Here is a 25,091-nt window from a genome sequence, read left to right as displayed (position 1 = left end):
ATTATGATAACAATAAAATACAAACAGGATAAGCGTTGAGCAAAAAATCAAAAGATCCCTTTTATGAACGGGAAAGTGAAAAATATACCGATCCTGTCCCCAGTCGCGAATTCATTATAGAAATTCTTAATGAATACGGTAAGCCTATGTCGCGAAATCAATTATTCGAAAAACTCCATATAGGTGATGAACGCAAGCAAGAATCCATGGGGTTTAGGCTGAAGGCCATGCTGCGTGATGGACAAATCATGCAAGATCGACGCGGCCGATTTTGTCTTATGCAAAGAATTAATCTATCACGCGGCATGGTGCAAGCACATCCCGACGGGTTTGGTTTTTTTATTCCTGATGATGGTGCAGAGGATATGTTTTTGTCCGCTAAAGAAATGCGGGCAGTGATGCACGGAGACGTTGTTCTTGCCTATCAGGTTGGAGTGGATAGACGAGGAAGGCCCGAGGGAAAAATCCATGAGGTGATCGAGCATGCCAATGCCACTGTAGTGGGGCGCTTTTTTACTGATCATGGGGTCAGTTTTGTATTGCCTGATAGCAAACATTTAACCCAAGATATCTCTATTCCTCAAGAAATGATCAATGGAGCCAAGAACGGTCAAATTGTTTTGGTCGAATTAATTGCCTTTCCCAGTAAACGAACACAAGCTATTGGTAAGGTGATTCATGTTTTAGGCGAACATATGGCTCCTGGCATGGAAATTCAAGTTGCACTTTATGCACATGGAATTCCCTTCGAGTGGCCGGAGGATGTAAGCCTTGAAGTTGCAAAAATTCCGCAGCATGTTACCGAAGACCAAGTCAAGGGACGCACGGATCTTCGCAGTCTTCCTTTTGTTACGATTGACGGGGAAGATGCCAAAGATTTTGATGACGCAGTTTATTGTTATAAAAAGCCAAAGGGCGGTTTTCAATTGTATGTTGCAATTGCGGATGTCAGTAATTACGTGAAGCAAGATTCTGCACTGGATAAAGAAGCCGCACGCCGTGGTAATTCGGTTTATTTTCCTGGAAAAGTAATCCCTATGTTACCGGAGGCTTTATCCAATGGCTTGTGTTCTTTAAATCCGCATGTGGATCGCCTGTGTATGGTCGCCGAAATGGCAATCAGTAATGAAGGTAAAATATCGCGCTCTCGGTTTTATCGCGCGGTCATTCATTCACATGCTCGCTTGACCTATACTCAGGTTGGCAATTGGCTTGAGCAAGGCGCTACTGACGAACAGCATGCTTCTTTATGGCCTACGTTGGAAGCTCTTTATGGTTTGTATCACGTTTTATTGGTTACCCGTAAGCTTCGCGGCGCTATGGATTTCGAGACTACAGAAACGCGCATCGAATTTGATGAAAATAAAAAAATTCAATGCATTGTTCCAGTGATTCGCAATGATGCGCATAAACTGATCGAAGAGTGCATGTTGGCCGCGAATGTTGCTACAGCACGATTTTTGGAAAAGGCCGAAATTCCTACCCTTTATCGTGTGCATGCTGCTCCTGAAGAGGACAAGATTACTGCATTAAGACAGTTTTTAGGTGAATTAGGGCTGCAATTAGGTGGCGGCAAAAAACCTGGGCCCAAAGATTTTCAGCGCACTATGAATGCTATCGAAGATCGGCCTGATAAACATCTCATTGAAACGGTCATGCTCCGTTCACTAAAACAAGCGCATTATGTTGAAGCCAATGAAGGACATTTTGGCCTTGCCTATTCTGCCTATACTCATTTTACTTCGCCCATCAGGCGTTACCCCGATTTGTTAATTCATCGGGCCCTAGGGCATTTATTAGATAATCAGCCAGTTTATGAATTTAGCTATACCCACGAAGATATGAATCGATTAGGGAAACATTCATCAATGACTGAGCGCCGTGCTGATGAAGCGACAAGAGAAGTGATTACCTGGTTAAAATGTGAATACATGCAAGATAAATTAGGTCAGGTCTTCAAAGGGCGAATTTCTGCGGTAACCAGTTTCGGAATTTTTGTTGAACTGGATGAAATTTACGTTGAAGGTTTGGTCCATGTTACTTCTTTAAAAAATGATTATTATACTTTTGACTCTGTAAAACATCGTCTGACTGGAACGCGGGGTGGTCATGTGTATCATTTAGGAGACAAGATGACGGTTTTGGTCGCCCGGGTTGATTTAGATGAACGTAAAATTGATTTTGAGCCCGTAGAGGAAGCAGTCAGTCATGAGTGAGCAGTATGTCTATGGGGTCCATGCAGTTTTTGCTTTGTTAACCAACCCGCATCGGGTAACTAAAAAACTGTATATCAGTGAAGATCGGATGGATAAGCGGCTGCAGGATATTATTGATAAAGCGACACAAGCACACATTAACATTGAAAAATTAAGTACGCAAAAAATGAACCAGCGCTTTGCAGATTTTGCCCATCAGGGCGTTGTTGCAAGCGCATCTTCATTGCCCGATTACAATGAATCCCATTTACTTGCATTATTGGCGTCCAGTAAGCAGCCTGCTTTGATTCTTATCCTAGATGGAATCACCGACCCCCATAATTTAGGAGCATGTTTGCGTACTGCAGATGCAACCGGTGTGGATTTTGTAGTGATCCCTAAAGACAAGAGTGCCAGTATTACTCCTGTAGTGAGCAAGGTGGCATGTGGCGCAGCAGAGTCGATACCTTTGGCAAGAGTAACTAATTTAGTTCGTAGTATGGAACTTTTAAAAGAACATGGGGTCTGGATCTACGGTGCGGCTGGCGAGGCAGTCAGCTCCTTATATCAAATGGATTGCACTGGAAATGTTGCCATTGTGATGGGAGCAGAAGGTGAAGGACTACGCCGATTGACACGCGAACATTGTGATGGTTTATTTTCTTTGCCTATGTTAGGCAGTGTAGCCAGTTTAAACGTTTCAGTAGCCACCGGCGTTTCTTTATATGAAATTGTGAGGCAAAGAAAGGGGAGCGGTGCTTAATGAGTGAATTAAAAATAAAAGCAGCAAAAGCTGCATTGCAATACATCGAAGACGATATGGTGGTCGGTGTGGGTACCGGATCTACAGTAAATTTTTTTATTAAAGAACTGGCTACTATAAAGCACAGAATTGATGCATGTGTATCGAGCTCCAAAGCGACGGAAGCTTTATTGCGGCAAGAAGGCATTCCTGTTGTTGATTTAAATTCAGTACAGGATTTACCGATTTATATTGATGGTGCTGATGAAGTGACTGGGCATGGTGAAATGATTAAGGGAGGTGGAGGTGCTCATACTCGCGAAAAAATTGTCGCCCAGGTAGCAGAAAAATTTATTTGTATCGTGGATGAATCAAAGCTTGTAAAACATTTGGGAAATTTTCCTGTTGCTGTGGAGGTAATTCCTCAGGCGCGAAGTATGGTTGCTCGGAAGTTAGTTCAGTTAGGTGGTGATCCTGAGTATAGAGAGGGTTTTATCACTGATAATGGTAATATTATTCTTGATGTATTCAATTTAACAATCAATGAACCTATGGACATGGAAGATCGCATTAATCGAATTACTGGGGTTGTGGAAAACGGGATATTTGCACACCGTACAGCAGATATAATTTTATTGGCTTCTCAAGATGGTGTGAAGCGCGTGAAATAAATCCCCTAGATACCGCGCTTTATGCGCGGTATCTAGAAAATATTTTAACAAATCTATAATTTGAGACTGTTTCAATGGACAAGATCTCCTGGCATAAAGCGCGGTACGTAGGGTGAAAAAAATGGGGCTCTCAGGACTTGTCCGCGAGATATAGTGATGTCTTGTGCTTCCTGGATTTCGCGGAAAGCCCGCAGAACGCAGGATGGGAGCAGCGACGTTTCGCTTTACCCAGTTTACTTTAACAAAACAGGTTTTAGGCTAATGAATGAACATAAAGTTTATGTAAACAGAATTCTGAATATGAAAAAAATCAAGTTGATTGGTCTGGACATGGATCATACCTTGATTCGTTATAATTCTGAGAATTTTGAGTCTTTGGTTTACCAACTTGTTAAAGAACAGTTGGTAGAGGTAAAACATTATCCTGAACAAATTAAAAAATTGAATTTTAATTATCACGATGCGATTCGTGGTTTGGTTATTGATAGTAAAAACGGCAATATTTTAAAGTTAAGTCGTTATGGTGCAATTCGTCAAAGTTATCATGGCACTAAACCTATTGATTTTGCTGAACAGCAAAAAATTTATCGAAGTATTTATGTTGATTTGAGTGATTCGAATTATATGGCTATAGATACTGCTTTTTCGATCGCTTTCTGTGTTCTATATGGCCAATTAGTTGATTTAAAGGATTCATTGTACCCTGAAGAAATACCCAGTTATCAAACCATTGCACAAGACGTACAATTTTGCGTGGATAAAGTTCATTCTGACGGTAGTTTAAAAACAATTATTAGTAAAAATTTACCTACATATGTTATTAAAGAGCGTGCCCTGGTTGAGGGCCTGAAGCATTTCATTCATCATGGCAAAAAAATATTTGTTCTAACCAATTCCGACTTTTCCTATACAAAGCTACTATTGGAATACGCAATTAACCCTTTCTTGAAGAGAGGTGAAAGCTGGATCAATTTATTTGAATTTGTCATTACCCTGGCCAATAAGCCACGCTTTTTTTACGATAATCTGCGTTTTTTATCAGTTCATCCCGCTACGGGAACAATGACTAATACAATGGGTCCTATAGTTCCAGGTGTATACCAAGGAGGTAATGCCAAAAAATTCACCGAAGATTTGCATGTTCGTGGTGATGAGATTCTTTATATTGGTGATCACATCTATGGAGATATCTTAAGGTTAAAAAAAGATTGTAATTGGCGAACCGCTTTGGTTGTTGAAGAGCTTGGAGAAGAAATAGTCGCACAAGCCCGGGCAATGCCTATAGAGAAAAAAATCAGTGAAGCGATGGAAATAAAAAAGGATTTAGAAAAGCAATATGTTAATTTATACACTAAGATGATTGATGAAGGTTCAAAGCAATACAGTCATGAAATACAAGAATTGCAAGCACAAATCAGCAGGATTGATGCCCAACTGACTAAATTGTTAAAAGAACAACAAAGCTATTTTAATCCAAAATGGGAACGTGTTTTTCGCGCTGGAGCAGAGGAAAGTTATTTTGCCTATCAAGTCGATCGTTTTGCTTGTATTTATATGGAAAAACTTTCTGATTTATTGGAACACTCTCCTGCAACGTATTTCCGTGCAAACAGACGTTTATTGGCACATGATGTTGAGGTGTAAATTTTTTGCAAAACGCATAAAGTGTGTGCGGTAAAAATTAGCCCGATTCAGCAAATTTTCGGGGAGAGCTATGACGGTACCTATTGATGTTTCACTTGTACGCAGATTAATTGATGCACAATTCCCGCAATGGTCTGATTTACCTATTAAGCCTGTAGCGTTCAGTGGTTGGGATAACAGAACCTTTCATTTAGGCACTGAAATGACCGTCCGGCTTCCAAGCGCATCATTTTATGCCTTGCAAGTAGAAAAAGAGCAGCTTTGGTTACCTTATCTTGCGCCCCATTTATCTTTACCAATTCCTACACCTTTAGCCAAAGGTGAACCTGTAGCAGATTATCCATGGCCTTGGTCAATTTATCGATGGATTGAAGGACAAACAGCATCAATTGAGCGAATTAAGGATATGGAATTATTTGCCGCTGATTTAGCCCAATTTTTGTTGGAATTACAAAAAATTGATGCTGAAGGGGGGCCAGTAGCGGGTGAGCACAGTTTCTATCGTGGGGGAGCACTGTCAACTTATGATGCTGAGGTGCAAGAAGCAATTAAAATTTTAGACAGACATACTGACACCGAGATTTTTTCTTCCATATGGTCTGAGGCACTAAGCGAGTCTTGGCAAGGTAAGCCCGTTTGGATTCATGGAGATATTGCTGTAGGCAATTTATTAGTTAAAGAAGGCTGTCTCTGTGCTGTGATTGATTTTGGTCAATTGGCGATTGGTGATCCTGCATGTGACCTGGTAATTGCTTGGACTTTTTTTAAAGAGGAAAGTCGCAATACGTTTCGTAAGGTGCTTCAACTGGATACGGCAACATGGGCGCGTGCTCGCGGATGGGCGTTATGGAAGGCGTTGATTGTATGTGCAAAATTACCAGGCACCAATCCATTGGATGTCGAAAAGTCCTGGAATGTAATCAAAGAGATAATTACAGATTATAATATAACAAATAAATAGGTAGATATTATGGAGTTAATTATATAAGGAAAGCCCATGTTAACTATGAAACAATTGAAAAGAGTTATTCTTGCTTGTTGTTTGGCAGGATTCGCCGTATTTGTCAGCTCCTGCAATGTCGATCAGCCACCGATTTCTTCAAATAATGAAAAAGGCTATGGTGGAGATGGCGGCGGGCGTTAGATCCTTTCGAGGAACGGTCATATTTGGCGCATCTTGCGAGAAAATTTCCCTAATCAATGTCACCACATACTGATGTATGCTGCGCTTGTTTAGAAAAACTTTCTCACAGCCTGCGCTCAACTATGGCCCGTCCGGCCAAGACTCAATAATGACTGAATGTGATTATTTTAATTACTGGATTACATTTCTTAATGTTTCCAGGCTAATATTAGCGCCACTTAAAACAACTACTGTATTTTTTCCTTGGTAATATTCAGCACATTTTAAAAATGCAGCCAGCGCTACGCCAGCAGCGCCTTCGATTAATAGATGCTGGATTTTCAATACGGTAAGTAGCGCGGAGCGAATTTCGTTTTCAGAGACTAAAACAAAATCATCAACGTACTTGCCACACAGATCAAAGGTTATTGAATCAGGCTCCATTCCTCCTGCTGTAGCATCGGATAACGTGGGCAAGGTTTCCATGGAAATAATTTTTCCTGCTTTAATCGATTCTGACATGACCGGAGAGTTTTCAGGTAAACATCCAATAATTTTTGTTCTAGGAGAAACTGCTTTAATATATCCTGCAATGCCGCTGATTAATCCTCCCCCACCTACAGGGATAAAAATAACATCTACAGAATCCATTTGGCGCATCAGTTCAATACCAATGGTACCCTGACCAGCAATGACTTGCATATTATTATAGGGTGATACGTAAACCATATCGTGTTGTTTTGCATAGTCTATTGCCTGTAATTCGGTTTCGACGCAATCTTTTCCATAAAGCCTAAGTGGCGCATTATAAAAACTGATATTTTCCTTTTTTACAGGAGACACATTTTCAGGTACAAAAATAACTCCTGGAAGATTTAATTTATGTAGCCCATAGGCAATCGCTGCTCCATGATTTCCTGTTGATGCTGCCACAATGCCATTTTGTTGGTCTTTTTTTAGGGAGAGTAATGCATTAAGTGCGCCCCGCACTTTGAATGAACTTGTATATTGTAAGTTTTCACATTTTAAATAAAGATTCACATGGGTAAGCTTGCTTAGCGGTACAGAGAAATCCAAAGGTGTTTCACGAATATGGCTACGAATTCTATTTTCAGCTTTAAGTACTGCAGTTTTTACATCAAACATTCATTTTTCTCCTGAGGACTGATGTAGATAATTATAAATAGTGGCTCGTGACACATTGAGAATTTGCGCAATATAGTGTGCTGCATTTTTCCCGGAAAAAGCGCCGATTGCATACAGGTGATCTATTAGGGCTTTTTTTTCTTTTCGATTTAATGAATCAAGTAGTAATTGATGTTCATTTAAGTAATGATGGATGTAGGTATTAATGCGCTCTTGCCAATCATCTTTAAATAGAGGCTCTGGCTTTGCTATGAATTGGGCGCACTGAAGAAATTGTTGCAAAAACTCATTAAACTTTTCCATTACTGAAACATCAAGATTAATGCACAACATGCCCACTACATTATGATTTTCATCACGAATCATACTGCTGACGGATTTGATTTTGTTTCCATTCCAATTTGTTTTTTCGTAGGGGCCAACACAATCATTCAGTAGTTGCAGCCCATCTTGCTCCAGTAGGGATGGATCGCCTACTCGACGTTTGGAAAATGGATTGTAAATAGCCGCAATTTTATTTTGTGTTACATCATGCACAATAATTTCTGCATAAGGGTACAACAAGCGTTGGATTGCCTCCGCTGTGGGTAAAAAATTTTTAATTGCCTTCTTCATATTGAAACAACGTTAATTAAAGTTAATTTATATATATTAGTCTAATTTAGACTATATTATCTATTTTTAACAGAAATAATTTTTCCAAAAAATAATTTCTTAATTCTTCCTTAAGGTTTGATCTTTATACTTAATGATGAACTAACAGGGAGCCCGGACGCGATGCGTGTATTAATTATTGAAGACAACGCTTTTAATGCATTTTGCTTGTCTCGACTATTAGAATCAGTTATTGCTTCAGTAGCAATAGATGTTGTAAATAATAGTCAGGACGCTCTGTCTTTTATAGATACCCATGTCCCGGATCTGGTTATCATTGATGGTGAGTTGAATTTGATTGACGAATTTTCTACTCATGGGCCACAACTTGCAGCAATCATACTGCAAAAATATCCTCATCTTCCTCTTATTACCTGGTCAGATTCCGAATTTATGCGTGGTGCTTTTGCTAAAGTTTTGATGCAATATAATCGTTTAGTAAACGAGTACAATACTTGGACTAAAACCGTAAGTTCAGAATGCATTCAAAAAGCTTGGGCGTATTATTTCGATGAATCGGTCGATGAAAAACAAGCTTTTTCACATATAACTCGTTCTAAAAGACAAGCCAGCTATCATCTTTGATTGCATCATCTGGCTTGATAATCTATATCTTAGAGCCGGTATCAACGTAAAATCAGCAAGCATCTGAAACACGCGCTATAATTAGAGTTATCCTATTTCTGTGACGTTATCAATGATCTTTTTTTAAGGAAACCATGATGATGGACTATGACCGGACACAGAGTCTCTCAGATCACAAACAAGTACGTAAAAATAAAAAAATTAGCGAAAAAGCAGATAATCCTGGTCCCTCTGCGCAACAATTAAAAGAAGCTAAAAAACACCAGAGAAAAACACAGTCAAAAAAGAGTTTGTTCGACCAGGAGGTACAAACTATTAAAACAGAAGAAACATTTTATACAAAAAGTATGCTACAAAATATTCTGGACAGCTCTATCGAATATTCTATCGTAGGCATTGACTTGAAGGGAAAAATAATCTTATGGAATGAAGGAGCGTACCGGAATTATGGGTACACTGCCCCCGAGATGGTGAATAAAAAAAATATTTTTGTACTCCATACACGAGAAGACATTAAATCCGGAGCAGCTCAGGAGTTTATGAACAGAGCATTAGAAAAAGGAAACGCAGAAGAAGTGTTCGAGCGTGTTCGTAAAGACCGCTCGCGTTTTATTGCTGCCGTCACTCTAACATTACGGCGGGATGATAAGGGTGTTCCTGTTGGCTACGTGATGATTTCCAAAGATATTACAGAAGCGAAGCGAATTGAAGATCAACTTCTTAAGACGAATGAAGAGTTGGAGCAATTTGCTTACATTGCATCACATGATTTAAAAGCTCCTTTACGGGCTATTGAACGATTAGCTACCTGGCTTGAGGAGGATAATGCCGATAAGTTGGATGATAAATCAAAAGAGCACTTGGCCTTATTACGTCAACGTACTTTACGCTTAGCGAATTTAATTGATGGAATATTACAATATTCACGAGCAGGTCGTTTGGATTTGAATGTTGAGCGTGTGAATACCAAAGAAATTCTGAAAGACATCATTGAAAATCTTAATCCTGAAGGTCGATTTAAAATACAATATCCTAAACGCCTCCCGATTTTTAAAACCGCTAAAATTCCATTGATTCAAGTATTTTCTAATATACTTGGTAATAGTTTTAAACATCATCATCGAGAAAAGGGTACTATCAAAATCGAGGTGGATACATTAGGTGCATTTTACCTGTTTACTATTAAAGATGATGGCCCAGGGATTGCACCGGAATTTTTTAATAAGATTTTTGTTGTTTTTCAGACCCTCAAATCAAGGGATGAGTTGGAGTCTACGGGTATTGGTTTGAGTATCGTTAAAAAAATTGTCGAATCCCAGGGTGGGAAAGTGATGGTTCAGTCGCAAGTAGGGCATGGTACGACGATGTCATTTACCTGGCCTAAGCAGATCAAAAAAAAGAAAGCGCTCTAGTCATTGAATATCAATAAGAAATTGTGAGCGCGCTAACTTGCATTCTTGTTAGGAAACTCAAGTAGATTCCAATAGTGATGCAATGATGAAATCATTTCCATAAATTCTGAAACTTGAAATGGTTTTACAATATAACCTGCAGCATTTAAGTTATATGCATCTATTTTATCTTTCTCACTATTTGAAGTAGTGAGAATAAAAACCAGTAGTGATTTTAATTTTTTATTTGTGCGGATATTTTTCATGAATTCTATGCCATTCATTTTAGGCATATTAATGTCCAGAATAATTATTTTGGGCGTGGGTTTTAATTTTTTTTCTCCATTTATGCCCAATAACTTATTTAATGCATCTACTCCATTTGTTGCTACATGAAGTGGATTGTTGATATTATTTTTTTTAAAAGTTCTTTGTATGTCTTTGATATCAATTTCATCATCATCTACGAGCATAAAATTAATGGTATTATCTAATTCATACATTTTTTTATTCCTTTGTTCGATTAATATAGATTATAGGCAATAAATTTAATTTTTTCACAAAATGATTTTTATTGATACTATAATTAACATATGAATTCAATGTAATGAATGTAAGTCTTTTTAGATAAACTATTTCCTGAGTTCCGCGCACTTTTTGTGATCTATTTAAAAGCAGATGAACGCGGTAGGAGAATGACTATGGAATCCTACGAAAATATCGTTGATATTTTGTATATTGAAGATGATATTGTTGATGTTGAAGGAGTCAGGCGCATATTTAAAAAAGTTAAAGAGTCGTGCGCTATTGAAGTTGCTTCAAATGGCGAAGAAGCTTTAAATAAACTGTATGGACGGGATGGGCAAAATAAAATTCACCCAAAAGTAATTCTCCTTGATATTAATGTTCCTAAAGTAAATGGGATCGATTTGCTGAGAATTATTCGCAAGGATCCGTCATTGGCTTTTACAGAGGTATTCATTTTGACAAATGCGTATACAAAAGAGGACAAGCTTGCAATCAAGGATCTAAATGTACGAGGACAAATCATTAAACCCCTTGAATATGGTGATGCATTGAATATTTATTGGGCAACGCATCATGTATAAAATAAGGTACTAACGGCTTGAGCCTTGTTTCTTTTTAAGTGCTTAGTGAGCGGCATCCCAATTGGAGCCTATACCAATAGAGACTACAAGCGGGACGGAAAGTTTTACCGCATGTTCCATTAATTCACGAATCATCTTTTTACTTGCTTCAACTTCTTTATCATAGACTTCAAAAACCAATTCATCATGAACTTGCATAATCATTTTTGCTGGTGGATTTTTTTGTTCATTTTGCCATTTAGCAATAGTTATCATGGCTTTTTTAATGATGTCTGCTGCAGTGCCTTGCATAGGCGCATTAATTGCTGTCCGTTCTGCTGCCCTTTGTCTTACTAAATTGCGTGCATTAATTTCGGGTAAATACAAACGTCTACCGAATAGAGTTTCTACATAACCAAGCTGATGAGCCTGTTGACGGGTTCGGTTCATGTATTCCAAAACTTTAGGGTAACGTTGAAAATAGGTATCGATGTAATATTGTGCATCTTGGCGTTCCACACCAATTTGTTTTGCCAGGCCAAAAGAAGACATTCCATAAATCAGGCCAAAATTGACTGCTTTAGCTCTGCGGCGTTGCTCGTTGCTTACTTCATTCAAGGGAATTTGAAAGATTTCGCTGGCTGTTGCTGCATGAATATCCCAGCCCAGGGCAAAGGCTTTTAACAAATTTTCATCTTGTGACAGATGAGCCATGATCCGCAATTCAATTTGGGAGTAATCTGCTGCAAGAATAAGAAAGTTCTCAGGAGCTATGAATGCAGTGCGAATTAAACGGCCTTCTTCACTGCGTATGGGAATGTTTTGTAAATTGGGTTCGCTTGAAGAAAGCCTACCAGTTGCCGTGACTGCCTGGTTATAAGATGTATGTACTCTGAGTGTTTTTGGATTAATTTTTTTAGGCAGAGTGTCAATATAGGTAGAAACGAGTTTAGTAAGACTGCGGTATTCAAGGATCACTGCAGCAAGGTGATAATCATAAGCTAATTCCTGTAATACAGACTCTGCTGTAGAGGGTTGTCCCGTGGGCGTTTTTGCGATTATTGGCAGTTTGTGCGAATCAAAGAGAATTTCTTGTAATTGTTTGGGCGAGTTCAGGTTAAAGGGTCTGCCAGCCAATTGTAATGCTTCTTGCTCCAATGCATGAATGCGTTCTTTCAAGCGTTTTCCATGCTGCTCCAAAGTCACGGCATCAATGAGTACCCCGCGGCGCTCTATGTCTGCAAGAACGGTAACTAATGGCATTTCTATATCAGTAAAGACACTTTGTACGGATTCCGGAATTAAAGGAAAAAGCTTATTGTGCAGTTGCAATGTAATCTCTGCATCTTCTGCAGCATAAGCTGCTGCTTTATCCACCGGGATCTGATCAAAACGCAGTTGTTTTGCTCCTTTGCCAGCAACTTCTTCATAGCTAATCGTTTTATGTCCCAGATATTTTAAGGCCAATGAATCCATGTCATGACGTCCTGCACCACTGTTGAGTACATAAGACTCTAACATGGTGTCATAACTTATCCCTTTTAGGTTAATGCCATGATTTTTCAATACGGCATAATCGTATTTGAGGTTTTGACCGATTTTTTTTATGTCCGGATTTTCTAAAATGGGTTTTAAAGCAGTTAAAACTTCTTCACGTATCAATTGCACAGTGCCGTCAGTATGTGTAAAGGGAATGTACACTGCTTTTCCTTCTTCAATTGCTAAGGAAATCCCGACAAGTTCTGCGAGCATAATATCGATGCTGGTTGTTTCTGTATCGATGCAGAATACTTGGCATTGCTCTAATTGATTGAGCAAATGGTTTAATTGCTGGTTGGTGGTAATCAATTCAAAAGGAATGCTGGAAATAACGGGCTTACTTGCAGAGGCACTTCCTTCTTCTCCCAAAAGTTCTTTGAGCCAGTTTTTAAATTCAAATTCACGGGTTAGTTCAATGAGTCGTTCTTTATTCATTGGATTAGGTTTTAATTCGCCCCAACTTAAGGGTAAATCAACATCGGTTTTGATCGTTACCAATTTTTTGGATAATGGCAGTTGCGGGATACTTGTACGCAAATTCTCCCCAATTTTGCCGCCAATCTCATCCGCATGCTGAATCAGATTATCCAGAGTTTGATATTCCGTAAGCCATTTGACTGCTGTTTTGGGCCCACATTTAGTTACCCCGGGAATATTATCGACACTGTCTCCAATAAGTGTAAGATAATCAATTACTTGTGAGGGTTCTATCCCAAATTTCACTTTGACGCCTTCAATATCCAAGATAGTATTACTCATGGTATTGATTAACGTAATATGTTCATTGACGAGTTGTGCCATATCTTTATCGCCTGTAGAGATCACTACAGGGATTCCCTGTTCAGTAGCCTGCTTTGCTAGGGTACCGATTACATCATCTGCTTCGACTCCCTCGATAATCAGTATAGGAAGTCCCATAGCTTCCAGTAGCTGGATTAAGGGCGCAAATTGGGTACTTAGTTCTTGGGGCATGGGCGGTCTATGTGCTTTATACTCTGGATACCATTCATCCCTGAATGTTTTTCCCTTGGCATCAAAGACTACTGCCAGCTCCTCTGGCTGATAATCTTTAATGAGCTTTTTAATCATATTGGCTACCCCATAGATGGCTCCTGTGGGTTGCCCTTTTGAATTAGTCAAAGGCGGTAATGCATGAAATGCACGAAAAAAATAGGATGAGCCGTCAATGAGAATCAAGGGGGGTGTCATAGTTATTCTGCCTCTTCTTTGGCAAGTTGCTTTTTCAATAATTCGACTTGTTCGGAAAGAGCCTTAATGTTTTTGCGTATTAAAGGAATTCGATTGACACCGAGTTCATGTTGAATCGCAAGATCTTTAGGACGAGCCGGATTTCCTAAATAAATGTTTCCTTCTTTCAGATGTTTGTTTGGCGGTACTCCTGTGCGAGCGCCTAATACCACCCCATCATCAATGCGTACGTGATCACTAACCCCAACATTGGCAGCAAAAATAACATGATTGCCTGAAGTGGTGCTTCCTGCGATGCCAGTAAAACCACATAGAATATTATGCTTACCTAATTTTACAGAATGTGCTACTTGGACGAGGTTATCAATTTTAGTCCCTTCACCAATAACAGTTGCTCCCATCGTGGCGCGATCTATAGCGGTATTTGCACCTATTTCTACATCATCCTCAATAATGACACGCCCAACATGGGGAACTTTGAGATGTTTGCCATCAACAAAGGTATAACCAAAACCATCGGAGCCAATAACTGTAGAGGCATGAATGATGACTCGAGAACCAATTTGACACTTATCGTACACAGTAACATGGGAGTGGATGGTAGTATTATCCCCCACGGCCACTTCACGACCAATATGAATATGACTTTTTAGGACACAGTTATCGCCAATACTACTGTTTGCTTCAATCACCACATAAGGTCCTATAAATACTTCCTTTCCCAATGTCACTCCTTCGCCAATGACTGCAGTAGGATGAATATTAGGGATGATTTTTTGCGGGGGATGGAAAAAATGCATCAGAGTAATAAAGGCTTTGAATGGATGTTTTACCTGGATGAATGGTTTTTTTGCAACAGAGGTTTGTTCATTGACTAAGATGGCCGCTGCTTGTGATGCTTCTGCTAATTTTACCTTTTCATTGCTGTCAGCAAACACCAGACTTCCCGGCATAATCTCATCAATAGGTGATAAGAACGAAATTTTTATTGAGTCATCCCCTATGACTACCCCTTGTACCTTATTTGCTATATCACCTAGTGAATAACTCATTTATTGGCCTTTTTTTATAAAATAGCTGATTATATACCCAAGAAACCTCCAATGCTATGGTTTAAATAGCTTCCTTTTTGCTTGGAGGTCTTTATAAAAGATGAGTTAAAAGTATCTCTGGCTAACACTATCGGCAGAGGTTTTTGATTCAGTATCTATAAAATAACGCATCTACTATCGGATTGATAATCGTCAACTTGATGCGTTATTAATGGTTCTTCTTTAAGATATGATGATTCCACTTTTAATGTAACTGCTTGCAGGAATAACTCTTCTATATTTTCTCCTGCTTTTGCACTTGCAGTCATATAAAATAAATTATTATTCTTAACAAAGCGATTCAGTGCTTTAATCTCTAATTCTTCGTCAGGTTCTGCATCACTTTTTAGCCCAACTAAAATAATTTTCCCCAAGCAGTTTCTATCTAAATGATGATTCATTTCTTCCAGCCACTTCATAGCACCATGAAACGTTACTTTTCTAGTCAAATCAAAACCTATAATTGCAATGTCTGTTTCTTTAAAATAAAACCTGCATAAATTTCCATAACGTGCTGTTCCGGGAATATCCCATATGTGAAGATTTATTTTATTTTCCTTGAATTCAATCACCTTATGATAAAAATTCACACCTGTTGTGGCCCTAATATTCGTGGGGTATTTTCCCGAAGTAAGCGTTTTTAACAGGGAGGTTTTACCGCAAACGTCTCCGACAAAAATAACCTTGAACGATGGGATTCTCTTTTCTTCTTGAGTTCTTATTTCTTTCAGTTCAATGTTTGTGCCAAAAAGACCCAGTTTCGTTTTCACTTGCATTCCTAAATATATTTAATAACAAAAAATGGGATTTCTTTTGAGTGATAAGTGTATTTTTTATCATCATGAATCAGTGATGCGTCAAGACAAAAATTAAAGTATCTAGATGATAAATGCAACGGTAGGTGAAGTATAGAAAAGTAAGTATGTCTACATACCGGATAAAATTGGCTGAATTCTTGGGATTTTATGGTTAAAAAGCAAATGGATAGGTATATTGAAAAAATAATAGCAGTCTTAGGATTTTGCGGACTGGTTACAGTAATAAGGATATACTACCGATGACCCATTTGCTCCTGTTTTACCTCAGGTTTGGTCGTCAATTATTACTGTAAGCGTAGGACCTGCATGGTCTCATCCAGGGAAAGATCAATATCTCTATCCTTCTGGCACGGTTTACTTCACAACGTGGTTTTTTCTTTCAATTTGACAATTGCGGGGCTTAACCGCCAGAGAGATCGCCAGTTTTTCATAAGAAATCTTGATGTGTATTAAGCGATTTTCAATAAATATTCTATTTGTTAACTACGTCCTGCGGCTTGTCTGTGGGATCCAGTTTTATTGCAAACTTCCTGGATCCCGCGAACAAGTCCTGAGAGAACCATGCCAAATTTGCATGAGGATGGCTCAGGTTTAACAGCTTAGTAGCCCCGCCTGCTTGCAGGCGGGGCTACTATTTCTTATCTTATGTATCTGCGTAAGATCAAAGCAACGTTAGCGCCTCCAAAAGCAAAATGATTGGACAATACGATGTCAATGGTCTTTTTCCGGGCTTCATTAGCTACATAATCCAAGTCACAGGCAGGATCTGGAGTTTCTAAGTTAATTGTAGGTAATAACAAATCATGTTGCAGACTTAGAGATGTGGAAATGACTTCCATGACACCAGATGCACCTATTGCATGCCCAATCATTGATTTTTGTGCCGTAATGGGGATCTCATAAGCTCTTTCACCAAATAGTGATTTAATCGTTTGTGTTTCGACCATATCATTTAATGGCGTTCCAGTCCCATGCGCTTTGAGATACTGAATATCTCGCGGTGATAATTTTGCATCATCCAATGCGCCTTGAATCGCGCGTTGCTGTCCTTCGGAAGAAGGTGCGGTAATATGAAATGCGTCACAGCTGGAACCAAAACCAATAATTTCTGCGAAAATAGTAGCTCCTCGTGCTCTGGCTTGATGTAGTTCTTCAAGAATTAAAACTCCGGCACCTTCTGCCATTACCATCCCTTCACGATTTAGATCAAATGGGCGACAGGCTTTTGTTGGTTCTTCATTATTAGTGGACATCACCTTTAATTTACACCATGCAGACATCATTGATTCCCAAAGTGGTGCTTCAGTGCCTCCACAGATCGCAGTGGAAATTCTGCCGTTAGCGATTTGCTGGTAAGCTGCCCCTATGGCATCGGCGGATGAAACACATGCATTAGAAATAGTGGAATTAGGCCCACTGAGGCCGAATGCTATCGCGATAAAATTTGCAATGGAATTGGACATTCCTCTGATCACAGTCAGGGGCTGCATTTTTTTCCAATTGTCAGCGAAGAAGAATTTATAGCTTGCTTCTGATTCGGGGTATCCTCCCATCCCGGTACCGATGAAAGTCCCTGCTTTGCTAAGTTCATGGGGGGTGAGTTGGGATTGTTCTATTGCATGATGTGCGCAATAGAGCGCGAATTGGGCAACTCGTGGATAGCGTTTATTCTTGTTAAACTCGGGAAGATGTTCCAGGGAAAAATCAGTCACTTCGCCTGCTATTTGGGTGGGATACAATGAAGGATCATAGCTTTGAATGCGTTTTATTCCGCATTGTCCCTGTTTTGCCGCCTCCCAGAATTTGCTTAAGCCTGTTCCTATGGAAGAGGTTATTTCCATGCCGGTTATAACAACCCTTTTTTTCATTATGATCCTTTTTATTTTTAGTATGAAACGTTCTATGTACGTTGAAAACAATTTTGCAGCAAATAGTTGTTTCAGTTTTTAGGACAATACTAAAGTGGGGGTTTAAATTCTGTCAAGCTCTATATGAACAGGGTTTTATTTTACAAAAAAGAGCGGTCTAAGGCAGCCGAGATAACCCCGTTTTCTAAATGTATCCAGAGCAAATTTTTCTGCGCGCCTGGGTATATAAGGGTTTGTCTTTAGGTATGCAAGTTAACGTCTTTTTTTGGCGATAACTCGTTTTTGTAATTCATAGAAATCAACTGCCCAGTAATCACACGAATTTTCAGTTAGAAAACCAAGCCGAGTATAGAGATTAAGTGCTTTTTGATTATGCGTTTCTACATCAAGATTGAGGTGAGGTTTGCCTTCACTTAAAGCATAATTAATACAGTGTGAAATTAATGCTGTTCCCAAACCTTTTCCCTGCCGGATTGGCAAAACGGCAATATCAGAAAGTGTTGCACCATTTTTTTCCCAACGTATATGTGCTTTTCCTACAAGGTGATTATCCTCAAATGCAAGGATTATTTGATATGTTCTATCACTCAGTATGTGTTCAAAACGTGGAACTAATTCTACTTCCGTTTTAAAGAAACATGCCTCATCCAGAACACAAAGCAGTGGAATATCCTTTTCTGTTGCAGTGCGGTATGTCAGATTTTTTTGGTAGTCCAGTAAGGGTGTTAAATCATGCCGCTCCATATAGTATTCACTATGCATGTAAGAAAAACCGAGTTCAGGTAGCCATTGACTATTTAAAAGGTAAGGACTAGAAAAAATTAATTTAAAATAGCCTTGCTCTTTTACCAGAGGTAAAATATTGCGAAGCATTTTTTTGGCAATACCTTTGCGGCGATAATCTGGGTGAACAAGCAATGAAATTTCAACTGCATCCTCATAAAAGAAAAAAACACTTAAAAATCCCACTAATCGTTGTTTGTCATGATACCTTAAGACTGTAGGTAAATTTCTTTTTTGGATGAGTAAGTGGGTATATAAATTAGGTACGCTGCCATCTTTCTTTTTACAGACAGCTTTTAATTCTTCTAGTTCTTTGAGTTGTTCCTCAGTGAGTTGGGTAGTTTTACTAAGCATAATTGATATTAATAAATATGATTCGTTTTTTTTAAGAATAGCTTGTTTTACGTTAATTTGCTTTTATTAAAATGAATTTATTAAAAATGCAAGTTTAAAACAGCAACTACAATTTCCAAAATAATTAATACGATAATGATAATCTCTAAATTATGACCGTGCCGATTATCCAAGTAACCATTAAACATATCAAAGATTTCATTAAGCGTATCCAAGCGATGATTAATCGCATTGACGCGCCTTTGGATATGCAGGTAACGTTCCAACATCGTGAAGTGCTCTTCTAAAGTTGGATGTTGCCAAAAATATTTTGGATGATAAAGGAAATTACTAATTAAATTCATTTCACTTTTTGCTCCAAGGATTTCTCCAATAATCTGCTGTATTTGCGTACGGCTAATTTCCATCTCGCCTGTATGCGACAATTTTTGGATCATAGGATTGTATTTATCAATCAGCGCATCAATAATGGTTTCAAAATATTGTAACTTGACTGATTGAGAAAACCCATAAGATAAACTGAGTTTGAGCTCGTCACTTTCATCTTCTATAGTCAAGCAGTCTACATCGAAAAAATCATGGGGTTCTATAGTCGTTTTATTATCGAGCTGATAATGGAATTCATCATGCACCAAAAGGGCAACGGGTTTATCAATTAAGAGTTTGATGGTATTCAGATAATCATTAATTTGATATCTTTTGATTCCCCAGGAAACCACTGTACCATTTTTAAAAATGAATATGGTATGATCTTTGTTGTGATTCAGGCTTAACTTGAGTACATCCCGAGTTTTCAGTGAAGTAAAATCAGTCGAAGCATTTTTAAAATAATTGTCTACGCGTGTTAAATCAATTGATTTGGCAATACAAAAACTTAAGCATTCCATGATGGTAGTAATCCGCGAATAAAAGCTTTTTATGATGAAAATAGATACATGTTCTGCTGTATCTGATAATCGATAATTAAAGTCAGATACAGCATTTTACAACATATAATAATTATCTCAACTTTAACTATTATACACTATCTGCTGTTTCACGGGTTGGATAAGTCTTCTTTCGGTCAGTTGCCCCACCTAACCATTGCGGACAAACTTCTAAAATTTCGGCAATCTTATTAAGTTGTTCAGTTACTGGAAGTATGTGGCCAAAAATTAACGCGTTTGCTAAATGACGTGAAACACCAAATACTTTGGATACTGCTTTGATTTTCTCAGTTAACTCTTCTGGAAAGCCCAATGAAGCTAACTCGCGATTGAAGCGCTGCGAAAATACTTTACTGTTCATTTTCTCACTCCATGAAAAAATAATTATTCAGCATCATGCTGCCCCATCTTAGATCCCTGTCATTCCATGATTCAGGTAAGAGAGTTATAACCCATTTTTTTTTAATAGCAAAGTTTTTTTATCCTAAAATCAATTAGTTATTTATCTACTTATCATTATGGTAACTAGTTGACCACTGAAAGAGCTTAAATGGTTAAGTAAAGAATAAGATTTGATATGTATAATTAGATTATAAAGTTCATTGTTGGATCGCTTTAATCATGAGATTGTCCCCATTTTTGGTTTTAGCTCTCAAGGAGTTAAGAAAAGTGCTCATGAAGTCTATCCATTTAAAGATCGAAAATTTGAGCGGCTCATATCCTCTTCTAATTCGTCATGAATATTTTCAACTTCGGCAGATGGAATAGTAAAGTTTGACAATGTATTTTGTGATGTAAAAGAAACTTCTTGGAAAAACCTGCTTTTTCTTTGGTAGGTTTCACTACATTTTCATATATTGCAAAAGCAGATTCTGATAGTAATTTTTTATTCTTCACATCATAGGGTTGTTCAAATAACATACTAATGAAGTTCTGAACTTTTTAGTTAAAGTTTTAGCCATTCAGTAAAAAGATATATTTATTTTTTAGTTGGGCAAGGATAACAAATAATTAAAGCTTGATTAATAAAAAAGCAGAAAGATCAAAAAAAACACACCTTTTTGATCGTGAAATAAAAGGTATTTTTAATTCATTTCATTGATTGTTCTCTTCTTTTTTATTCCGATTGATGTCGAATTATTAGAAGATTTTCGATCAAAATGAGAATTAATTTATAAATTTTTACACTATTCGTATGAAATAGGGTATAATGTCGGACTGAAATTAATTAGAGTTATCACTTTATTTAGATAATTTCTTACTTTTATTGTTCTTTGCAGTGGTTTAGGGATAATAACTATTACAGGGAATATTTATTTCACATTAGGAGTTAAAACAGAATGATGAAAATAGCCTCATTACTATTAGGTGTGGTTTTAACTGGTTATGCTTTTGCAGACAATCCTAAAGAAATAGCAACTCACAAAGTGTCTCTTGCTGGCTTGCAACCTGGTGAAGGTCGCCTCATTCGTAGTGATGTATTTGAGAATAATAAATTTCAATCCGGTTCTTATTTTTGTGCTGGCGCTGATAGCGTTCTGTACGATATGCAATATGTGTTTTCAAAAAGCCGTGAACCGTTTCATGTGGAACATTTAATTAAATTTTCAATATGCCAAGATGAAACCATGGCCCAATGCCAAGAGTTTGCTACAGATAAATACCTTACTTTTAGAAACCTTGATGGTTATTTGCAAAATGATAGTGCCCAATCAACTGTGGATATTTCTCCCCTAAAAGTTGTTTATCAACCCTGCGAACCCAATGAAGAGATGGATGAGTTGGTTAAAAGATCAATTCATGAAAATGATCGTCGTTTTGCAAGCGTAGGATAAAGATTTTTCTTTAATTAATTGTAACCTGGGGATTCGAGCGTGTGCTTACGAACCTCGGGTTACGATTCGCCCAGGTCATTATGATGTTTGTTTTTTGCGCCAATTAAATCACTTGATTTGTTATATTTTTGTAAAATTCATTCAATATTTAGCCTGAGGTCATTCATAAGTGGTTAAATGACGCCCACTTTTGAACGTTGTCTATGCAGTCTGGAGGTACATGAATGAAAAAAATGAGAGTATTAGGATGTTGGTTATTATTAATGCTTGCATTGGATGCACACGGCTATCAAACCCGAGAAAGTAAAATTTACAATGATGAAGGGCAGATTGTCCATATAGATGGTCTATCATGGTCTGGATTTCAAGACACGAATGTTTTGCAAGGCTTACAGAGCAATCCTTTTTATGCAATTCCATCTTTGAGTTCCAATCCAAGAGCCTATGGCATGATGGATTTGATTAGTCATCCATGGGATTTTCCCAGTTCAGGGGTAGACAAGAATTCATCAGTAAGTTTTAAAACCTTACGATTGCCTATCCAACCGGAGGTGCTTTATGATGATCAACATGAGGTCGATTTAAATAAGTGGCTTTCTGACAAATCTTTCCCAAATGCAGGTAATGGTATCTTTTGTAAAACATGGCAAAGTAATGGTACTGCTTGCGACAAAGCAGTCAGTCCAAAACAAGCACTTTGGATTGTGTTACAAGAATTAAAAAAGAAGAATATCAAAGTAATGATTGATATCCATCATCGTCATGGGTATGGTGATGCGATGCGAGATGGTACTGTTTATGATATGCAACGCTATGGAAATGATATTTCTCTCTTAGCAACAGAAATTAAAAATCGCAATTTAGATAATGTATTGGGCATTGATATTTTTAATGAGCCTTATCGTTTAAATTGGTTTAAAACACATGACTCCCAAGTACCGTGGACAAAAGTTATAGCAACTGCTGCTAATGCAGTGCAGAAAAACAATCCTAAATTACTGTTATTTGTAGAAGGTCCTGATTCAGGAAATGATGATGCAAATAATCCAGTAATTTGTGTCCCTAAATCCCAAGTAGTCAATGACAACGGATACAGCCATTCTCCTGATCCCTCCTTATGTGGCAATTTAGAACGTATGTTTTTTAAAGGGAATTGGGGAGAGGACTTTAAGCCTTTACTAAATGAAAAACAGGCTAAAAACGGAATCGCTGTATTTGATAAAGATAAATTTAAGAATCAGTTAATCAGTCAAGGAATAAATCAGCCGGCGTTACAATGGTTATTGGGTGATGAACAGGCTCAAAACAGCCATTTGGTTTTTTCGCCGCATGTATACCCTGCTGAAGTTGCTGGTTGGGAAACCGCGCCTGGGATGCCAAGTCAATTACGTTTCGACTGGTCATGGGGATTTTTATATAAAGCAGGCTATCCTGTTGTGCTTGGCGAGGCCTCATGGAAAACTGCAAAAGGAAAAGCATTTTTTATCAATTCGCTAATGCCTTATTTACAGGCGAATATGGAAACAAACAACATCTTCTTCTGGGCAATTGGTTATCTTGGGGATACGGTAAGCGCGATTGATCCTAATTCTGGTGAGCTCAATTTAGATGTGCAGCAAACGTTAAAAAATTATTTTGATAACATGTAATAAATAGAAATGTAGCCTGAGTGCAGCGGAAGAATTCATTCCCGGGTTCCGCTGCGCACGCAGCACCCAGGCCTACATTACGGTTGTAATGCAGGCTTCACATTCCATGCACGGCATTGCCATACCTCTGAAGGCTCTTCATTTTCAAAGACACACAGTGCTCCTGTCGCTATTTTGATCTCATATTGGGCGCTGAATGTTGTGAAATCACCAGTCAAATAAGGCGAAAAACGGGCGATCCCATTACTTGTGACCACCAGACATGTTTTTCCAGGGTACTCTTGACGCAGACGAGTAGAAAAATCCATCCAATTATTAATAAGCGCTGCAGGGTCGACATTCCAACCAGCAGGTACTATGGCATGGGTTTCCCAGGCATTAATCGCTTCTTTGCCAATGCGTGCAACGACACGCTCTTCAGGTTGATTTTCATCAGGCCCATAATCAATTTCATTGAAGATAGCCAGTGTTTCAATTGGTAAATTTATTCCCATAGCACTTTGTGCTTCTTTTGCAGTTTGTATGGCTCGTTTGAGCTTCGAAGTGAAGATGACATCAGGCATAAGATCATTCTTTTGCAGATAGGTACCTAGTATACGTCCCTGATGCAAACCACTATTGACCAAGGGCAAATCGGTAGTTCCTACTCTTCTAACCACCTCACCAGGTGCAAAAGTATTTCCATGGCGTGCAACAAGTAATCGTGTTCTCATCGTTACAGACTCTCTAATAATTCACCGTATTGGGCAATCAACGTTTCAGCACGAACTACATCTTCTGGGCTATCAATACCTGACATACTGGCTCGACCTTTATAGTCAACAGGAATACAACGAAGGGTATAACCGTTTTCGAGGATGCGTAATTGCTCCAATCCTTCCATTTTTTCAAAGGTGCTTTCTGGCAGGGTAATGTATTTTTCGAGCATGTCCATTGAATAGCCATATAAACCAATATGACGAAATACCGGACTTTTATCACTTTTCTGACGTAATTCATCTTCTTTGCGAATGGCAGGAATAATATTTTTGCTGAACCAAAAAGCATTGCCTGTTTTTTCATTGAATACGGCCGTAGTACCACTAAAGGGGGTAGCCAATTTATTTTGGCGCAGTACATCCAGCTGTTTCCAGGTTAACTGGGTTACAGGGGTTACTGCATCACAAGGAGAGGCAGCGAAAGCATCAATTAATGCACGTAAAAAATCTGGTGGTGTCAACGGAGCATCGCCTTGCATGTTTAAAATGAAATCCGGCTTGCTTCTCATAGAGCGTATTGCTTCAGCGACACGATCCGTTCCGCTGGGCGCCTCTGGCGAGGTCATGATTGATGCAACACCTATTTCATCGCAATGTTGGACAATTCGCTCATCATCGGTGGCAACGAGTACAGAAACATTTTTTAATCCTTCAGCTGCAGCACGTGATAGACGAACCACACGGTGTAACATAGTTTGACCACGAATCATTGCCAAAGGCTTTCCTGGTAAACGAGTTGAAGCGTAACGGGCAGGAATGACAATAACGCTGTGCATGGTAAAAAAATGTTCCAATATAAAAAAACCAATAATAGCTTAAATACCAGGCGGTTACTATAGGAACTTTGACTCGACGTACGAATCGGCGCTGGTCTTGATTCTTACGCCGAGTTCAGGTTATGGCAGGTTATGGTAGAATCATGTCGCAATCATTGGGTTAAAAACACTCTCTACGTTCTGCGGCTTGTCCGCAGAATCCAGGAATGGATCTCTGAGCCGGAAAAGCCGCAAGCACAGGACATA

23 protein-coding genes are annotated in these 25,091 nt (G+C 38.6%); 11 read left to right on the top strand and 12 right to left on the bottom strand.

All coding sequences use genetic code 11. From position 1 onward, the window contains the following. Nucleotides 1-35: 35 nt before the first annotated feature. From rnr to DY223_RS19280, 6 genes are all read left to right on the top strand, one after another. On the top strand, nucleotides 36-2,216 hold the full coding sequence (gene rnr / locus DY223_RS16355) for a ribonuclease R (RefSeq protein ID WP_058460809.1): 2,181 nt from the start codon (nucleotides 36-38) through the stop codon (nucleotides 2,214-2,216). Beyond that, nucleotides 2,209-2,958: a 23S rRNA (guanosine(2251)-2'-O)-methyltransferase RlmB gene (gene rlmB / locus DY223_RS16350; protein ID WP_058460810.1), complete on the top strand. Its 750-nt coding sequence runs from the start codon at nucleotides 2,209-2,211 to the stop codon at nucleotides 2,956-2,958. Before rnr ends, rlmB begins: the two co-directional genes overlap by 8 nt. After that, nucleotides 2,958-3,608: a ribose-5-phosphate isomerase RpiA gene (gene rpiA / locus DY223_RS16345; protein WP_058460811.1), complete on the top strand. Its 651-nt coding sequence runs from the start codon at nucleotides 2,958-2,960 to the stop codon at nucleotides 3,606-3,608. Before rlmB ends, rpiA begins: the two co-directional genes overlap by 1 nt. 261 nt (nucleotides 3,609-3,869) lie before the next feature. Beyond that, nucleotides 3,870-5,252: an HAD-IG family 5'-nucleotidase gene (locus DY223_RS16340; RefSeq protein ID WP_058460812.1), complete on the top strand. Its 1,383-nt coding sequence runs from the start codon at nucleotides 3,870-3,872 to the stop codon at nucleotides 5,250-5,252. Between the two features lie 70 nt (nucleotides 5,253-5,322). Continuing rightward, the gene (locus tag DY223_RS16335) at nucleotides 5,323-6,213 is read left to right on the top strand and encodes an aminoglycoside phosphotransferase family protein (protein ID WP_058460813.1); all 891 of its coding nucleotides are present in this window, start codon (nucleotides 5,323-5,325) and stop codon (nucleotides 6,211-6,213) included. A 36-nt stretch (nucleotides 6,214-6,249) separates the two neighbouring features. Continuing rightward, entirely contained in the window at nucleotides 6,250-6,396 is a 147-nt protein-coding gene (locus DY223_RS19280) for a hypothetical protein (RefSeq protein WP_165482461.1), read from the top strand. A gap of 171 nt (nucleotides 6,397-6,567) precedes the next feature. Here the strand turns inward: DY223_RS19280 and DY223_RS16330 are convergent, their stop codons facing one another. Continuing rightward, on the bottom strand, nucleotides 6,568-7,521 hold the full coding sequence (locus DY223_RS16330) for a threonine/serine dehydratase (RefSeq protein ID WP_058460814.1): 954 nt from the start codon (nucleotides 7,519-7,521) through the stop codon (nucleotides 6,568-6,570). Beyond that, nucleotides 7,522-8,136 (bottom strand): helix-turn-helix transcriptional regulator, encoded by a 615-nt coding sequence (locus tag DY223_RS16325; RefSeq protein WP_058458330.1) that lies wholly within the window; start codon nucleotides 8,134-8,136, stop codon nucleotides 7,522-7,524. It abuts the gene before it with no gap. Nucleotides 8,137-8,298: 162 nt separating this feature from the next. Here DY223_RS16325 and DY223_RS16320 point away from each other — a divergent pair, with 162 nt between their 5' ends. Next, entirely contained in the window at nucleotides 8,299-8,760 is a 462-nt protein-coding gene (locus DY223_RS16320; protein ID WP_058458331.1) for a response regulator, read from the top strand. Nucleotides 8,761-8,897: 137 nt separating this feature from the next. Next, nucleotides 8,898-10,172, top strand: a complete 1,275-nt coding sequence (locus DY223_RS16315; RefSeq protein ID WP_115684339.1) for a sensor histidine kinase — start codon at nucleotides 8,898-8,900, stop codon at nucleotides 10,170-10,172. Between the two features lie 32 nt (nucleotides 10,173-10,204). Here DY223_RS16315 and DY223_RS16310 read toward each other — a convergent pair whose 3' ends face one another. Further along, nucleotides 10,205-10,654 carry a response regulator gene (locus DY223_RS16310; RefSeq protein WP_058458332.1) on the bottom strand — a complete coding sequence of 150 codons (450 nt, stop codon included), beginning with the start codon at nucleotides 10,652-10,654 and terminating at the stop codon, nucleotides 10,205-10,207. A gap of 198 nt (nucleotides 10,655-10,852) precedes the next feature. Here DY223_RS16310 and DY223_RS16305 point away from each other — a divergent pair, with 198 nt between their 5' ends. Next, a complete protein-coding gene (locus tag DY223_RS16305) occupies nucleotides 10,853-11,260 on the top strand; it encodes a response regulator (RefSeq protein WP_058458333.1) in 408 nt (135 codons plus the stop codon). Between the two features lie 42 nt (nucleotides 11,261-11,302). Here the strand turns inward: DY223_RS16305 and polA are convergent, their stop codons facing one another. The 7 genes from polA to DY223_RS19275 all read right to left on the bottom strand — a co-directional run bounded on the left by polA (nucleotide 11,303) and on the right by DY223_RS19275 (nucleotide 20,188). After that, nucleotides 11,303-13,987, bottom strand: a complete 2,685-nt coding sequence (gene polA / locus DY223_RS16300) for a DNA polymerase I (protein ID WP_058458334.1) — start codon at nucleotides 13,985-13,987, stop codon at nucleotides 11,303-11,305. Nucleotides 13,988-13,989: 2 nt separating this feature from the next. After that, nucleotides 13,990-15,039, bottom strand: coding sequence for a UDP-3-O-(3-hydroxymyristoyl)glucosamine N-acyltransferase (gene lpxD, locus DY223_RS16295; protein WP_058458335.1), 1,050 nt, complete (start codon nucleotides 15,037-15,039; stop codon nucleotides 13,990-13,992). A 155-nt stretch (nucleotides 15,040-15,194) separates the two neighbouring features. Continuing rightward, nucleotides 15,195-15,848, bottom strand: a complete 654-nt coding sequence (locus DY223_RS16290; RefSeq protein ID WP_058458336.1) for a Rab family GTPase — start codon at nucleotides 15,846-15,848, stop codon at nucleotides 15,195-15,197. Between the two features lie 686 nt (nucleotides 15,849-16,534). Further along, nucleotides 16,535-17,764 (bottom strand): beta-ketoacyl-[acyl-carrier-protein] synthase family protein, encoded by a 1,230-nt coding sequence (locus DY223_RS16285; RefSeq protein WP_058458337.1) that lies wholly within the window; start codon nucleotides 17,762-17,764, stop codon nucleotides 16,535-16,537. Between the two features lie 252 nt (nucleotides 17,765-18,016). Next, on the bottom strand, nucleotides 18,017-18,901 hold the full coding sequence (locus DY223_RS16280) for a GNAT family N-acetyltransferase (RefSeq protein ID WP_058458338.1): 885 nt from the start codon (nucleotides 18,899-18,901) through the stop codon (nucleotides 18,017-18,019). An 80-nt stretch (nucleotides 18,902-18,981) separates the two neighbouring features. Beyond that, complete coding sequence (locus DY223_RS16275) at nucleotides 18,982-19,788, bottom strand: RMD1 family protein (protein ID WP_058458339.1); 807 nt, start codon at nucleotides 19,786-19,788, stop codon at nucleotides 18,982-18,984. Nucleotides 19,789-19,918: 130 nt separating this feature from the next. Then, nucleotides 19,919-20,188 (bottom strand): hypothetical protein, encoded by a 270-nt coding sequence (locus DY223_RS19275; protein ID WP_058458340.1) that lies wholly within the window; start codon nucleotides 20,186-20,188, stop codon nucleotides 19,919-19,921. A gap of 979 nt (nucleotides 20,189-21,167) precedes the next feature. On the opposite strand from DY223_RS19275, the gene DY223_RS16260 reads away from it, so the two are divergent. Continuing rightward, nucleotides 21,168-21,662 carry a hypothetical protein gene (locus DY223_RS16260; protein ID WP_058458342.1) on the top strand — a complete coding sequence of 165 codons (495 nt, stop codon included), beginning with the start codon at nucleotides 21,168-21,170 and terminating at the stop codon, nucleotides 21,660-21,662. Between the two features lie 224 nt (nucleotides 21,663-21,886). Continuing rightward, on the top strand, nucleotides 21,887-23,311 hold the full coding sequence (locus DY223_RS16255) for a cellulase family glycosylhydrolase (RefSeq protein WP_058458343.1): 1,425 nt from the start codon (nucleotides 21,887-21,889) through the stop codon (nucleotides 23,309-23,311). 77 nt (nucleotides 23,312-23,388) lie between these two features. Here the strand turns inward: DY223_RS16255 and DY223_RS16250 are convergent, their stop codons facing one another. Then, nucleotides 23,389-24,024: a histidine phosphatase family protein gene (locus DY223_RS16250; RefSeq protein WP_058458344.1), complete on the bottom strand. Its 636-nt coding sequence runs from the start codon at nucleotides 24,022-24,024 to the stop codon at nucleotides 23,389-23,391. 2 nt (nucleotides 24,025-24,026) lie between these two features. Beyond that, nucleotides 24,027-24,845 (bottom strand): 3-deoxy-manno-octulosonate cytidylyltransferase, encoded by an 819-nt coding sequence (gene kdsB / locus DY223_RS16245; protein WP_058458345.1) that lies wholly within the window; start codon nucleotides 24,843-24,845, stop codon nucleotides 24,027-24,029. Nucleotides 24,846-25,091: the final 246 nt, after the last annotated feature.

It is taken from the genome of Legionella bozemanae, from assembly GCF_900450575.1.
Taxonomy (GTDB): Bacteria; Pseudomonadota; Gammaproteobacteria; order Legionellales; family Legionellaceae; genus Legionella; species Legionella bozemanae.
Note: the sequence above shows the minus strand (reverse complement) of the source record. Positions and strands in the feature narration are given on the sequence as shown.